The following is a 13,405-nucleotide window of genomic DNA, read 5'->3' as shown; positions in this document are numbered from 1 at the left end:
GCTCAGAACAGCCCCTCGATGCGGCCGTGTTCGTCCAGCCCGATACGCAGCGCGGCGGGCTGGCGCGGCAGACCCGGCATGGTCATTACCTCGCCACAGATCGCCACGATGAACCCCGCCCCGGCGGAAAGCCGCACTTCGCGCAAGGGAATTGTAAACCCCGTCGGCGCCCCCAGCGCGGTCGGATCCGCCGAAAAGGAATATTGCGTCTTGGCCATGCAGACCGGCATGTTCCCGAAACCCGAGGCCTGCCATTCGGCCAGCTTTTCATGGATCGCGGGCGGGGCCTCGACATGATCGGCGCGGTAGATCCGCTTGCAGATCGTCTCGATCTTTTGCCAGAGCGTCATCTCGTCTGGATAGAGCGGCGCGAAATCGGACGCGCCATCCTCGGCCAAGCGTGCGACGGCGCGGGCCAGTTCCTCGGCGCCCTTGCCGCCCTCGGCCCAATGCCGGCACAGGATCCCTTGGACGCCATGCGTCGCGCAGTAATCCCGCACAGCCGCGATCTCGGCCTCGGTATCCGAGGTGAAATGGTTGATCGCCACCACCACCGGCAGACCGTAGCCGCGCAAATTCTCGATATGTCGGCCAAGATTGGCGCAGCCCCGCTGCAGCGCCGCGACATTCTCGTGAGCCAGATCGCCCCGGGCGACACCGCCATTCATCTTGAGCGCGCGCACGGTCGCGACCAGCACCACCGCATCGGGCTCGAGTCCGGCAAGCCTGCACTTGATATCAAGGAATTTCTCGGCCCCCAGATCGGCCCCGAAGCCCGCCTCGGTCACGACGTAATCCGAAAGTGCCAAAGCCGTCCGCGTCGCCATGACCGAGTTGCAACCATGCGCGATATTGGCAAAGGGACCGCCATGCACAAAGGCCGGGTTGTTTTCCAGCGTCTGCACCAGGTTCGGCTGCAACGCGTCTCGCAGCAGCACCGTCATCGCCCCATCGGCCCCGATGTCGCGGGCGGTGACGGGGGACTTGTCAAAGGTCTGGCCGATCACGATGCGACCCAGCCGGTCCTGCAGGTCAGCGAGGTCACCCGCGAGGCAAAGGATCGCCATCACCTCGGAGGCGACCGTGATGTCGAAGCCACTCTCGCGGGAATGGCCATTGGCCGGTCCGCCGAGCCCGATCACGGTCTGGCGCAGCGCGCGGTCATTCATGTCCATGACGCGGCGCCAGGTCACGCGGCGCGGGTCGATGCGCAGCTCGTTCCCCCAATGGATATGATTGTCGATCATCGCGGAAAGCAGGTTATGCGCGCTGGTGATGGCGTGGAAATCCCCCGTGAAATGCAGGTTCATCTCTTCCATCGGCACGATCTGGGCCATGCCGCCCCCGGCGGCCCCGCCCTTCATCCCGAAATTCGGCCCAAGGCTCGCCTCGCGGATGCAGATTGTCGCACGCCGCCCGATCCGGTTCAGCGCATCGCCAAGACCGACCGTGGTGGTGGTCTTGCCCTCGCCCGCCGGGGTCGGGTTGATGGCCGTGACCAGCACCAGCCGACCATGCTTGCGGCCCGACAGACCGGCAATGAACTCATGCGTGATCTTGGCCTTGTCATGGCCATAGGGCAGGAGGTCATGCGGACCCATGCCCAGTTTGGCGGCGATTTCGGCAATCGGGCGCTTGCGCGCGGCGCGGGCGATCTCAATATCGGAAGTCATGCCTTCTCCGTGACTGACGTCGATCCCGGCCACGGGGATCAAGATAATGTGGCGCAGCAATGCTCAATGCGGCAAGAGCGCGCGCAGGCGTCCCATCCATTCGGCGCGGCGCAGCCAGAGCGCGGCCGAGATCCACAGCGCGACGATCACCCAGATGTCGATGGCAATGCGCAGCAGGAAACCGGTCGCGCCTGGCGGCGCCGTCATGTCCAGCGCATCCCCCCAGATCGACAGCAGCACGCAGCTGACAAAGGACCACAGCCCGCCCCGTCCGATCTCGGCGAGATCGCGGCCGATCACCGTCTGGGCCATCCAGGAGAAAGCGGGCGCAAGCGGCACCGCCACGAGCCAGGCGGCCGAGATGATCGAGACATAGCGCAACCCGTCCAGCGACCATTTGTCGATCGAGCCATAGACCTGCTTCAACATGTCGGCGACGGGTTTTGCCGGCGCACCGATCCTCCAGCAGATCAGGATGGCAAGACCAAAGAGCAGGATCGCGCTTGCCACGCCGTTCAGCACGCCGCTGCGCTGGCGCAGGACCGGCATGAACCTGTCGCGGAATGCACCCATCGCCACCCCGGTAAAGAACAGCAGCTGCCAGCCAAAGGGGTTGAACAAGAGCCCCTGCCCCTCGCGCTGGTTCGGGATCATCGAATTCAGCGGCTCCGAGAGCCACCAGATCCCCAGCGAAACAGCCATGGCAGTGAAGGGCATCCGCAGCAGGAAGGGGACGGTGATCGGGGCCGTGGCGATGAGCAGCACGTAAAGCGCCAGAACGTCCAGCAGGTTCGGCTGCATCCACATCAGGGCGACCGTCGCCACATAGCCCAGCGGATTTTCCACGATCCAGCGGGAATATTGGAACCAGACCGCCGTGTGGTTCATCTTCATCTCATAGAGAAGATGCGAAAACAGCGCGAGCAGCACCGCGCCGAGAACCAGCGCCTGCCAGACCTTGAAGGCGCGTTTCAGGAAACGCCATTGCGCGGCGACCCGGCCCTCGCGGGCCTCGACCTTGACCCAGACCATACCGACGAGGAAGCCCGAGAGCAGGACGAAAAGCTCGGCCGCGTCGAAAACCGTGAAATTGGCCAGGGTGAAGCCGCGCAGCACCCCTTTCGGCATATGATCGAGCATGATGCAGACCAGCGCGTAGCCGCGCAGCATATCCAGGGCTTCGATCCGTTTCATTTCGGCAATTTCGCAAAGACCTCGACCAGCGCACGGGTTTCGAGCATGGCGAGCTTTTCGGATTCAGTGAGGAAAGACAGCGCTTCGGCCTGGGTCGAGGCATGGGCCAGCTTGGCCTCGGCCGAGATGGCATCGAGCCGCCCCGCAGCCGGTCCCTGCGGCGCGCCGGCCCGCAGCAGGGACGCGACGCGGGCCTGCATCGCCGGGTCGCGGCCCATCGCCGCAAGCCCGTCGCGCGGCAGACTGCCGGCAATCCGATAATCCAGCGCATTCGCGGCGGCGAGGATCTCGGGCGATTCACGCTCTTCGGGGGTGACCAGCAGACCCTGACGGCGCGCCCAACGCCCGAAGACCGGGCTTGCCGAGAGGCGCGAGGTGATCGGGGACAGGATCAGGCCCGCCAGGATCGGAGAAAGCCAGATCAACTGCCCGGGCGAAAAGATCGCCAGCACCACCAGCGTTCCGAGGCCCAGGCTGACATGCAGCGAATGGCGCCGCAGGACCACGCGCCAGGGCGGCATCTGCCCCGCGCGCACCTGCGCCTCCCAGCCGGAATCGCGTCCGCGCAGGATATCGATGATCTGACGGGTCTGGATCAGCATCTGAATGGGCGCGATCAGGGCCGAAAGCGTGATCTCGAACAGGGCCGAGCCCAGCAGCCTTGCCTTGCCGCCCGAATTCGCCGCCAGCGGTCTCATCCAGGCGCGGAAGATGCCGATGAACTTGGGCACCAGCAGGAAGGACATCGCCGCGATGAAGAGCCACAGCATCCGCACCGGATCAAAGGTCGGCCAATCGGGGAAAAGCTGGTAGGTCTGAGGGAAATAATCGGGCCGCGACAAGAGCACATTGGCCGAGAGCGCGAGGCCGACAAGGATCATCGCGAGCCAGATCGGCGACATCAGGAACCCCATGATGCCGATGACGAAATGCGCCCGGCTGATCCAGGCGAACCCGCGCGAAAAGATCAGACGAGAATGCTGCAGATTGCCCTGCGCCCAGCGACGTTCCCGCACCGCCATGTCAAGCAGCGTGGGGGGGCTGCCCTCGAAGCTTTCGCGCAGATCATGATCCAGCCGCACCTTCCAGCCGGCGCGGCGCAAAAGCGCGGCCTCGACAAAGTCATGGCTCAGGATGGTTCCGCCAAAGGGCGGCATGCCCGGCAGTTCCGGCAGGCCGCAACATTGGGCAAAGGCCGAAACCCGGATGATCGCGTTATGGCCCCAGAAATTGCCGCTATCGCCGGACCATGCCGCGACACCCCGCGCAATGGAGGGTCCGTAGATCCGCCCCGCGAATTGGGTCAGCCGTGCGAAAATCGTCTGCCCGCCGACAAGCATCGGCATGGTCTGGATCAAGCCGACCGCCGGATCGGCGTTCATCCGTGCCGAAAGCGCCTTGATCGTCGTCGCGCCCATGACGGAATCGGCGTCGAGCACGACCATCTGATCGTAGCGCCCACCCCAGCGCATGACGAAATCGGCGACGTTTCCGGCCTTACGGCCCTTGTTGCTGCGGCGTCTGCGATACCAGATCGGAACCGGAGAAATGTCCCGCAAGCGGCTGATCGCGATCATTTCCTCGAAAACCGCGCCGGGCTGGCGGCTGTCGGAGAGAACAAAGACCTCGCTGCGGTCGGCCATGCCCACGCGGTAGAGGTCGCGCGCCAGTGCCGCGAGCAGCCCCGCGGTCGCGGCGGCATCCTCATGATAGACCGGCATGATGATCGCGACCTTCGCGTCATTCGGTCCGGTCGGGGTCTTGAGCCGGGGCGCGAGAAATCCCGCGACCATCGAACTGAAGGAAAATCCCACCCAGGTGAAGGTGAGTCCGAACAGGACCAGCAGGACCGTCTGAAGAAAGGTCGGGTTGTCGCCAAAAACCCTGATCATCTCTTTTACGCCGAGCCAGGCGATCGCCGCCGCACCACCAAAGGCCACCAGTCGCGCCAGGATCGTGAGAGGACCCGGCCATCCGCTATCCGGCCCCAAAGGCGGGCGGGCGCGAAAATCCTGCTCGGGCATGTCCAGACGCGCCTCGGGCGGCGTGGCGGGGCCGCCCGGCAAATCTAGCTCAAGTGCGGCCCATTCCGCCTCCTCCGACAAGGGCAGGTCCGTTGCGCCGTCGTCGGGCTGTTGCGGCGACATCCTGTCATCCATCTCGGTCACGGCGTCACTCGCGGGTCCAGCGCGCGATCCAGGTTTCACTCAGAGGGCCTTCCGGTCCATTGAGAACCGCCGAGAGATCTGCAAGTTTCTCGCCCTCGGGAATATATTCGAATGCCAACCGCATCCGACCCTGATCGGCCAGACGCAGCAGGTAGCTGTGCCCGATCGTCCCGGACGAGGTCTTGATATGCGCCAGCGGGTCGTCCGCGCCAAAGACCGACAGGTCAAAATCGATGACAAAGGTCCGCGCCGAGGCATTGTTCACGGATTGGCCGGACATGGTCTCGATCACGCGCGAGATGGGGGCGCTGTCGGGCGGCTCGGGCGAGAAGCTCAGCATATAGTTGAAATCATGCCGCTCGCCCGCGGTCAGAGGATCAGCCGGCTGCCAGAAGCTGACGATATTGTCGTTGAACTCGTTCTGGACCGGGATCTCGACCAAGGTAACGGTGCCCGCGCCCCAGCCATCCTGCGGTGCGATCCAGGCCGAGGGGCGTTTCTCATAGCGCGCTTCGGCATCCTGATAGGCTTCGAAGCGCCTTGCGCGCTGCGCGAGCCCGAAGCCCAGCGGATCGACATCGGAAAAGGCCGAGATCTGCAGCGTGCTATGCCCCGACAGGACGCGCCACAGCCGCTGCTCGCCTCCGGTCAGCATCTGCAGGCCGTCGCTGTCATGGACCGCCGGCCGGTAATCGTCAACGCGCGTGCGGTCGGTGGGTCCAAACCAATACATCGACGTCAAGGGCGCAATCCCGACATTGCGCATCTCGCGGCGCGGGAACAGCGCCACGCGCGTGTCGAACACGGTTTCGGCACCGGGGGTGACGCGAAACTCAAAGGCTCCCGCCACCGAGCGGCTGTCCAGCAGCGCATGGATCAGGACCGAACGGTCCTGCGGGTTGGGCTTGTGGATCCAGAAGGCCCGGAACAAGGGAAACTCCTCGCCCTCGGCACTGCCCGTCCCGATGGCCAGACCGCGGGCCGAGATCCCGTATAGAGTGCCTCGCGCCACCGCCCTGAAATAGCTCGCGCCCTGGAACACCGCGAATTCGTCCATGACATCGGGCCGGTTCAGCGGCGCGCGCAGCCGGAAGCCGGAAAACCCCATATTGCCCACGGTCTCGTAATCGACGCCATCCGGGAACAGGCTGGAATCGAACTCGAACATATGCGGGTCGAATTTCACCGGAATGACCACGCCATTATCGACCAGGCTGATATCGACCGGCTCATGGAAAATCGCGCCCGGCGCCAGCAGATCCAGCGCGAAATCTCGGCTGCCCAGCCAGGGGTCGCGGTCGCGGCGGAAACGGATGCCACGATACTGGTCATAGGTCAGATTGGCAAAACTGCCGACCAGGTCCGAATCCCGGTAATTATAGGCATTTGCACCAAGTTCCTGTGCCAGAGCCGCCACATCCTCGAAGCCGAAGGGCCGTGCGGCAGGCTGCGCCGCATCCTGCGCGGGAACAGCGGCCGCCGAGGCGTCCTGGGCCTGCGCCGCTCCGAATTTCGAGCTGAGCGCGCCGGCCGCGCCAAGGGCGGCTCCGGCAGATATGACAAATTCACGACGATACATCGACTGGTCCCGGTACTTGCCCCAAAGGGGCGAAAATCCGTGCGGATTTGGCATTGTGACGACGATCAGGCAAGCCTTTTAACTACGAACGGCAAAGCCTTGCCAATTCTTTATCCGATCACGAAAAATAGAAGAAGGCGTGGCAAACATGCCACGCCTCTGGGTCCGGTCGAAAAGTCCTGGTTCAGCGGTTGAGTTCGCGGACCACCTGACCTGCGGGATCCAGTTCCACCAGCACGCGTTCGCCCTCGGGATTGGTGACCTGGGCAATGGTGATCGGGCCTTGCTGAAGGATCTGGCCGATCTCGGTGTAGCCCGCCTCAGTCAGGCTCGCGCGGACCTCATCGGCCCCGAGCGGCATCTCGCCCGCCTCGCGCCGCATGTCATCGCCACGCGGACCATGGCCCTCGGCGCGATCTCCGCGACGGGGATGCTTCATGCCGTCGTGGTCGCCGTGCTTGCCATGCGCCTCGCGGCCGCCATCCCTGCCGCCATGCTTGCGATCGGGACCGCGATCGCGACCCATCTCACCGCGGCCAAAGCGCATCAGCGTGCCATCCTCGGCAAAAGCGGCGCGCAGCGGGTTCTTTTGCGCGTCCGTACCCGAGAGCATGACACCCTGCTCGCCCATGAACACGGCATTCAGCCCGGTGATCTCGGCAAAGATCGGCTGGCTGCGCACGGCCTGCGGGATCAGCGCGTCGGTGATCGAGGCGGGCAGCAGGGCGTCGCCCTCGGCGCGCAGACCGGCCAGCACACCCTGGGCATTCAGCATCGCGTTGATCACCGTTCCATCGGCCAGCTTGCCATTGATGCGCTCGCCGCGCCGGGTCTCTTTGCGCGTGACATCGGTAAGCCCCGCATCCGCAAGCACCTGCGGCAGCGCGACGGGCGCCTGAGCCGCGGCGCGCGGTGGGTTGGTTTCGGGTGCCGCCGGGGTCTGTGCGAAAGCCGATCCAGCCAGCAAGGCCATCATGGCCGCCGCGGCGACCGAGGATGTGAAGTTTCTGCTCATGTCATTTCCTGCTTTGTCTAAATCAACCGGGGCATGCCCCCTGCGAATCGCTTCTAGCCAAACCTGCGCTAACCGAAGACGAATGGATCATTTGGTTTTCGTTTGGACTTCTGGCCCTATGCTGGGACCATGTCCAGCCTCCTGCCCCCGCTTTCCTTTCGATGCCGCCGCGCCCTGCTGGTCATGGCAGCGACCGCTATGGCCTGCACGCCGCTTCACCTCAGCGCCGCGCCGCGATGGCCCGAACCGAATGCCGAAGCCGAAGCCGAGGGCCTGTCGCCGGATTACGACATATTCATCACCCCCGAGCAGCGCGTTCTGCCGCTGAATGAGGCGGCGCGCCTGGCCACGACACGGTTCCGCGGCAGGCTGATTGCGGCCCGGCTGCGTCCTCCGACGCCGGGCGAGCGGGACCGAGGGGTGGAACTCGTCCACGAATTGCGGCTTCTCACCCCGGACCGGGACGTCATCCTCATCCGGCTGGATGCGCATGACGGGTCCTTTCTGGAAGTCAGGGGCGCGGGCCTGACCCGCGCCCGCCGCTCGAGCGGAGAAAAGTGATGAAATGCCTGATTGTCGAGGATGATCCCATCCTTTCGGAGCAGCTTGACCTGGCCCTGCGCGCCGGAGGATTTGCCTGCGACATCGCCCGCGACGGGGAACGCGGCGAATATCTCGGAGCCACCGAAAGCTATGACCTTGCGGTGCTGGATCTGGGCCTGCCCGGAATGCCGGGGATCGAGGTCCTGACGCATTGGCGCGAAAACGGGATCAAGATGCCCGTGCTGATCCTGACCGCGCGCGGCGACTGGACCGACAAGGTCGCGGGTTTTCGGGCCGGAGCGGATGATTACGCAGTCAAACCCTTTCGTCTCGACGAGGTGGTGATCCGCGCCCAGACCCTCGTGCGGCGCGCGGCGGGCCATGCGCAGGCCATTATCAAGGCCGGGCCGCTGCGGCTCGACAGTCAGCTTGGCGTGATCACCCGCAACGGGATGGCACTGAAACTGACCGCCTTCGAGGCCCGCATCCTGTCCTACCTGATCCACCACCAGAACCGCGTCGTCAGCCGCAGCGAATTGTCAGAGCATCTCTACGACGCGGCCACCGACCGAGATTTCAAATCCATCGAGGTCGTCATCGGCCGCTTGCGCCGCAAGATCGGCGAAGGCCTGATCGAGACAAGGCGCGGCGAAGGATATGTGCTGCGGGGTCAGGCTTGATCCTGCGCAACTCCATCCGGACACGCTTGATCGGGCTGGGCGCCGTATTGACGGGGGCCGCGCTTTTTGCCGGCTATCTGGCCATTGCGGATATCATGGAGCGTTTCATAACCGACCGTTTCGACGCCGAGGCCGAGGCCGTCGCAGATGCGCTGATCGCCGCCGCAACCATCGACGAGGCAGGCCGGCCCATGACAGCGCAGGAGCCAAGCGACCCGCGCTTTGGCATTCCTCTTTCGGGATGGTATTGGCAGTTGCAGCAGGGCGAGCGGGTCATTGCCAAATCCGCCTCGCTTTTCGACAATGTCATGCGCGCGCCCGATGCGGATTTCACTGGCGGCGCGGGAACAGGTCCGGACGGCGCACCGCTGCGCATCCTGCGCCACAGGTTCACGCTGCCCGATCTACCATCGGGCCTCGCCGTGGTCGTGGCCGCCCCGCGCGCCGAGATCGATGCGAGCCTTGCCCGCTTGCGTCGTCCGCTGGCCGTTTCGCTCGGCTTTCTGGGAATGGCGCTGACGCTCGCGAGCCTGATCCAGGTCGCGGCAGGGCTGCGCAGCCTCGACCGGCTGGGCCGCGATCTGCGTGCGATCCGGGCGGGCAAGGCCGAGACCCTGCCTTTGCCACAGGTAGCCGAACTGCGGCCCATCGCGGCCGAGATCAATGGTCTGCTGGAACAGAACCGGCTGGTTCTGTCGCGCAGCCGTGAACATGTCGGCAATCTCGCCCATTCGCTGAAAACGCCCTTGGCGGCCCTGGGCAACAGCCTCCCCATCGACCATCCCGGACAGGGGCTGGTCGCGCGCATGGACAGCCAGATCGGCTGGCATCTGCGCCGGGCCCGCAGTGCCGGAGGCACGCGGACCTTGGGACAACGTACCGCCCTGCTGCCGGTGGTCGAGGATCTGCTCATGGTATTGCGCGGGCCGATCTCGATCGCCGAACTGAAGCTCGAGACCGAGATCCCGCCCGGGCTTTCTTTCGCGGGCGAGCGGCAGGATCTCGAAGAGATGCTGGGTAATCTGATCGAGAATGCGGTGAAGTGGTCCAATGGCCGGATCAGGATCGCCGCCCGGCCCGAGGACAGGGCCACGCTGCGCATCATGATCGAGGATGACGGACCGGGCATGTCGGCCGAAGATCACGCCCGGGCCATGGCGCGGGGCGGTCGGCTTGACGAGAGCGGTCCGCCGGGTAGCGGGCTTGGCCTCGCGATCGTCGCCGATCTCGCGGCGCTGCATGGCGGGCATTTGCAGCTCAACGAGTCGTCGATGGGCGGGCTGGCCGCAATTCTGATATTGCCGGCCTGATCGCGCGCATGGGAAACAGGTTGGCTTGAGTTTGGGCTATTGCGCCGATTTTCAACGCAGGGTTAAGACAGCAACGGCACTCCTGCCGATTTCCGAGAAGGCGCCGGATCGGCTAGGGTTTCTCCAGCAAGACAGGAGCAATGCATGTCCGATTTCGCCGTGATCTGGGACTGGCTGGCCTTTGCGATTCGCTGGACGCATGTCGTCACCGCGATCGCCTGGATCGGCTCGTCCTTTTATTTTGTCGCCCTCGACCTGGGCCTGCAGAAAGCCCCGCATCTGCCCAAGGGCGCGCATGGCGAGGAATGGCAGGTCCATGGCGGCGGCTTCTACCATATCCAGAAATATCTGGTCGCGCCGGAACGGATGCCCGAGCATCTGACTTGGTTCAAATGGGAAAGCTACATGACCTGGATCTCGGGAGCGGCGCTTCTGATGGTCACCTATTGGGTCGGCTCCGAACTGTTCCTGATCGACCCGGCCAAGATGGAGCTTGCGCCCTGGCAGGCGATCCTGATCTCGGCCGCGTCGCTCTCTCTCGGCTGGCTGATCTATGATTTCCTGTGCAAGTCCAGGCTCGGCGAGACTCCGACCCTGCTGATGCTGCTCTTGTTTGCAATGCTCTTGGCGATGGGCTGGGGCTACAACCAGATCTTCACAGGCCGCGCGACCATGCTGCATCTGGGCGCTTTCACCGCGACGATCATGACGGCGAACGTGTTCTTCATCATCATGCCAAACCAGCGCATCGTCGTGGCGGATCTCAAGGCCGGCCGTCCCGCCGATCCGAAATACGGCAAGATCGCCAAGCTGCGCTCGACCCATAACAACTACCTGACGCTTCCGGTCGTGTTCCTGATGCTGTCGAACCATTACCCGCTGGCCTTCGCCTCGGAACTGAACTGGGTGATCGCCGGGCTGATCTTTCTGATGGGCGTGACCATCCGGCATTTCTTCAACACCATGCATGCCCGCAAGGGACAGCTTTGGTGGTGCTGGGCGATCACCGCGATCCTGTTCATCCTGGTGATGTGGATCTCGACCGCGCCGATGTTCCGCCAGACGCTCGAGGAATCCGAGGCCCGCATCCTGACCCCGACGCAGCAGGCCATGGTCGATGCCCCGGGCTGGGACGAGGCCTATAATGCGGTCGTGGGCCGTTGCTCGATGTGCCACGCCAGGGAGCCCTCATATGAGGGCATCCACATTGCGCCCAAGGGCGTCCTGCTCGAGACCCCCGACGACATCACCCGCGCCGCGCGCGAGATCTTCATTCAGGCGGGCGTGACCAATGCCATGCCCCCCGCGAATGTCAGCTTCATGGAGCCTGCCGAGCGGCAGGCGATCATGGATTGGTATCGCGGCCTGCCCAAAGCCTTCGCCGCGAATTGAAGGATTTGCCCGGCGCGTGTTTCTGGACGAGGATGCGCCTGTCGGGAAACTCTGCAGTTTAGGACAAGGAAACCTGCCGCAATGCTGCGGGCTACCTAGCTAAGTTGAATTTCCTTGTGATTTGCGTGAGAGGCGGCGATGCGGGACATTTCTGCCGATCGCGACCGCGCAATTTGATGTGGCTACGAGAGCTGTTAGCGGCGGGGAAGCCGCCGTTCGTTGCTCACCGCATGAAACACGAGAATGCGGCGGCACGAAGAAATTGGAGAATCGCTATCTGAGAACGCCGAAGCAGACTCCACTTGGCCCTAACCTATCCTTTTTTTAATGCATAACGTCACGTATTATTGTGTGTGGACAAGATACGATTCGCGATGACCGCAGAACCTAATTCATTTGAGAGGCAGACTTGGAACGGATCGCCAAACCTTCAATCCAATCGTTGCTTCTGGAGATGCGTGTTAACGGTCAGGCGCTCTCCACCGGAACAGGTTTCGTGTCTCCCTCCAAACTATGACCGGTCCTGATAACGAATAGGCATAACGTCACCGGACGGCACCAAGACAACAATAAGCCTTTCTCCCCTACTGGTGGTGTTCCAAATGAAGTTGTAGCTTCATCACAACGTCGAAGGACAGTTAGGGTCTTGGCAGAGGAAAATAGAGCCGCTTTACTCTGACCCCGATAATGAAAAACAACGCTGGATCGAGCATCCTGTATTGGGTTCGAGGGCAGATTTTGTTGCCCTACCACTAACTCAAATCGAGAACGTTGCCCTTTATCCGTATGATCCTGCGAAGCCAGGCGTAAATATGATGATCGGCCCCGCTGACGCAATCAGCGTTGTCGGCTTCCCATTCGGAATCAAAGCTGGTGGCGTTTACCCGGTTTGGGCCACCGGGTTTATCGCATCCGAACCGATCATCGATTTTAATAACCTGCCGATCCAGTTGATTGACTGCCGTTCCCGCCAAGGACAATCAGGATCGCCTGTGCTCGCATATCGTTCGGGAGGCGCGGTTGCGATGGAAGACGGGAGTATTGCCACCTACCCTGGGCCAGTTTCCAAACTAATTGGTATTTATAGTGGACGTGTCAATGCAGAATCCGACATCGGTATTGTATGGAAGACAAGCTCAATTCTTGAGCTGGTACGTAGTATTTAGATGTGTCTGCTTCCGCGTGTTTTTCTTCTAGATTTGACCCCTGCGGGATTATTCGCGGCCAACCAACGAAACAAAAGATAGACCTATTCTGCACCTAATATGAGCTTCTCGGATCGGGGCTAGGCTCCAGACCCATTGATTTCAGGCATTTGGCGTGATTCAGGCTCCGCAAGGAGACCTCATCGATGAGCAACCTTTATTGGCTGAGCGACGTCCAGATGGGGCGTATGAAACCGTTCTTTCCCAAGAGGCACGGCAAGCCCCGGGTTGATGATCGTCGCATCCTCAGCGGTATAATCCTCATTAATCGCAATGGGTTGAGGTGGTGCGACGCGCCGAAGGCATACGGTCCGGCAAAGACCCTCTACAACCGATGGAAGCGCTGGAGTGACAATGGGGGCTTCGCTAGGATCATGATCGGCCTGGCCGCCGAGAGCCTGAGCACAAGACGATCATGATCGACGCGACGTATCTGAAGGCGCATCGCACGGCATCGAGCCTTGGGGTAAAAACGTATGGCCCGCCCCGTTGCAAGCGCCGATTGGATTTCGACGTGAGCAGCCTGCACAAACGTATCCGGCATGTCGGCGAGATGACCGCTGCCAAGATGGAGATCCGCGCGTCCCGATCCTCATAAAGGGGCCGGCCTCAGAGGGCCATTTTTGACCGGAGGTTTTCGGAACAC

General features: G+C 62.9%; 10 protein-coding genes and 1 pseudogene. 6 read left to right on the top strand and 5 right to left on the bottom strand.

Going from position 1 to position 13,405, the window contains the following annotated elements; genetic code table 11:
* Positions 1-2: 2 nt before the first annotated feature.
* From ESZ60_RS13835 to ESZ60_RS13815, 5 genes are all read right to left on the bottom strand, one after another.
* On the bottom strand, positions 3-1,673 hold the full coding sequence (locus ESZ60_RS13835; RefSeq protein WP_134681325.1) for a formate--tetrahydrofolate ligase: 1,671 nt from the start codon (positions 1,671-1,673) through the stop codon (positions 3-5).
* Between the two features lie 63 nt (positions 1,674-1,736).
* Complete coding sequence (locus ESZ60_RS13830; protein WP_134681324.1) at positions 1,737-2,867, bottom strand: OpgC domain-containing protein; 1,131 nt, start codon at positions 2,865-2,867, stop codon at positions 1,737-1,739.
* Positions 2,864-5,014: a glucans biosynthesis glucosyltransferase MdoH gene (gene mdoH, locus ESZ60_RS13825; RefSeq protein WP_245155703.1), complete on the bottom strand. Its 2,151-nt coding sequence runs from the start codon at positions 5,012-5,014 to the stop codon at positions 2,864-2,866. Before mdoH ends, ESZ60_RS13830 begins: the two co-directional genes overlap by 4 nt.
* A 25-nt stretch (positions 5,015-5,039) precedes the next feature.
* Positions 5,040-6,614 carry an OpgD/OpgG family glucan biosynthesis protein gene (locus ESZ60_RS13820; protein ID WP_134681323.1) on the bottom strand — a complete coding sequence of 525 codons (1,575 nt, stop codon included), beginning with the start codon at positions 6,612-6,614 and terminating at the stop codon, positions 5,040-5,042.
* A gap of 184 nt (positions 6,615-6,798) precedes the next feature.
* The gene (locus ESZ60_RS13815; protein ID WP_134681322.1) at positions 6,799-7,629 is read right to left on the bottom strand and encodes a hypothetical protein; all 831 of its coding nucleotides are present in this window, start codon (positions 7,627-7,629) and stop codon (positions 6,799-6,801) included.
* Between the two features lie 129 nt (positions 7,630-7,758).
* Between ESZ60_RS13815 and ESZ60_RS13810 the strand changes: the two genes are divergently transcribed.
* From ESZ60_RS13810 to ESZ60_RS13785, 6 genes and pseudogenes are all read left to right on the top strand, one after another.
* Complete coding sequence (locus ESZ60_RS13810; protein ID WP_134681321.1) at positions 7,759-8,190, top strand: hypothetical protein; 432 nt, start codon at positions 7,759-7,761, stop codon at positions 8,188-8,190.
* Entirely contained in the window at positions 8,190-8,852 is a 663-nt protein-coding gene (locus ESZ60_RS13805; RefSeq protein ID WP_134681320.1) for a response regulator transcription factor, read from the top strand. Before ESZ60_RS13810 ends, ESZ60_RS13805 begins: the two co-directional genes overlap by 1 nt.
* Entirely contained in the window at positions 8,849-10,162 is a 1,314-nt protein-coding gene (locus ESZ60_RS13800; protein WP_134681319.1) for a sensor histidine kinase, read from the top strand. The genes ESZ60_RS13805 and ESZ60_RS13800 overlap by 4 nt, the downstream gene beginning before the upstream one ends.
* 144 nt (positions 10,163-10,306) lie before the next feature.
* Complete coding sequence (locus ESZ60_RS13795) at positions 10,307-11,554, top strand: urate hydroxylase PuuD (RefSeq protein WP_134681318.1); 1,248 nt, start codon at positions 10,307-10,309, stop codon at positions 11,552-11,554.
* A gap of 812 nt (positions 11,555-12,366) precedes the next feature.
* A complete protein-coding gene (locus ESZ60_RS13790) occupies positions 12,367-12,720 on the top strand; it encodes a hypothetical protein (protein WP_134681317.1) in 354 nt (117 codons plus the stop codon).
* Positions 12,721-12,905: 185 nt separating this feature from the next.
* Positions 12,906-13,249 (top strand): annotated as a pseudogene (locus ESZ60_RS13785) (transposase); the annotation flags it as partial.
* Between the last annotated feature and the right edge of the window lie 156 nt (positions 13,250-13,405).

The organism is Paracoccus ravus, assembly GCF_004522175.1.
GTDB classification, from domain to species: Bacteria; Pseudomonadota; Alphaproteobacteria; order Rhodobacterales; family Rhodobacteraceae; genus Paracoccus; species Paracoccus ravus.
The sequence above is the reverse complement of the archived record's forward strand: the minus strand, read 5'-3'. Positions and strand labels throughout refer to the sequence as shown.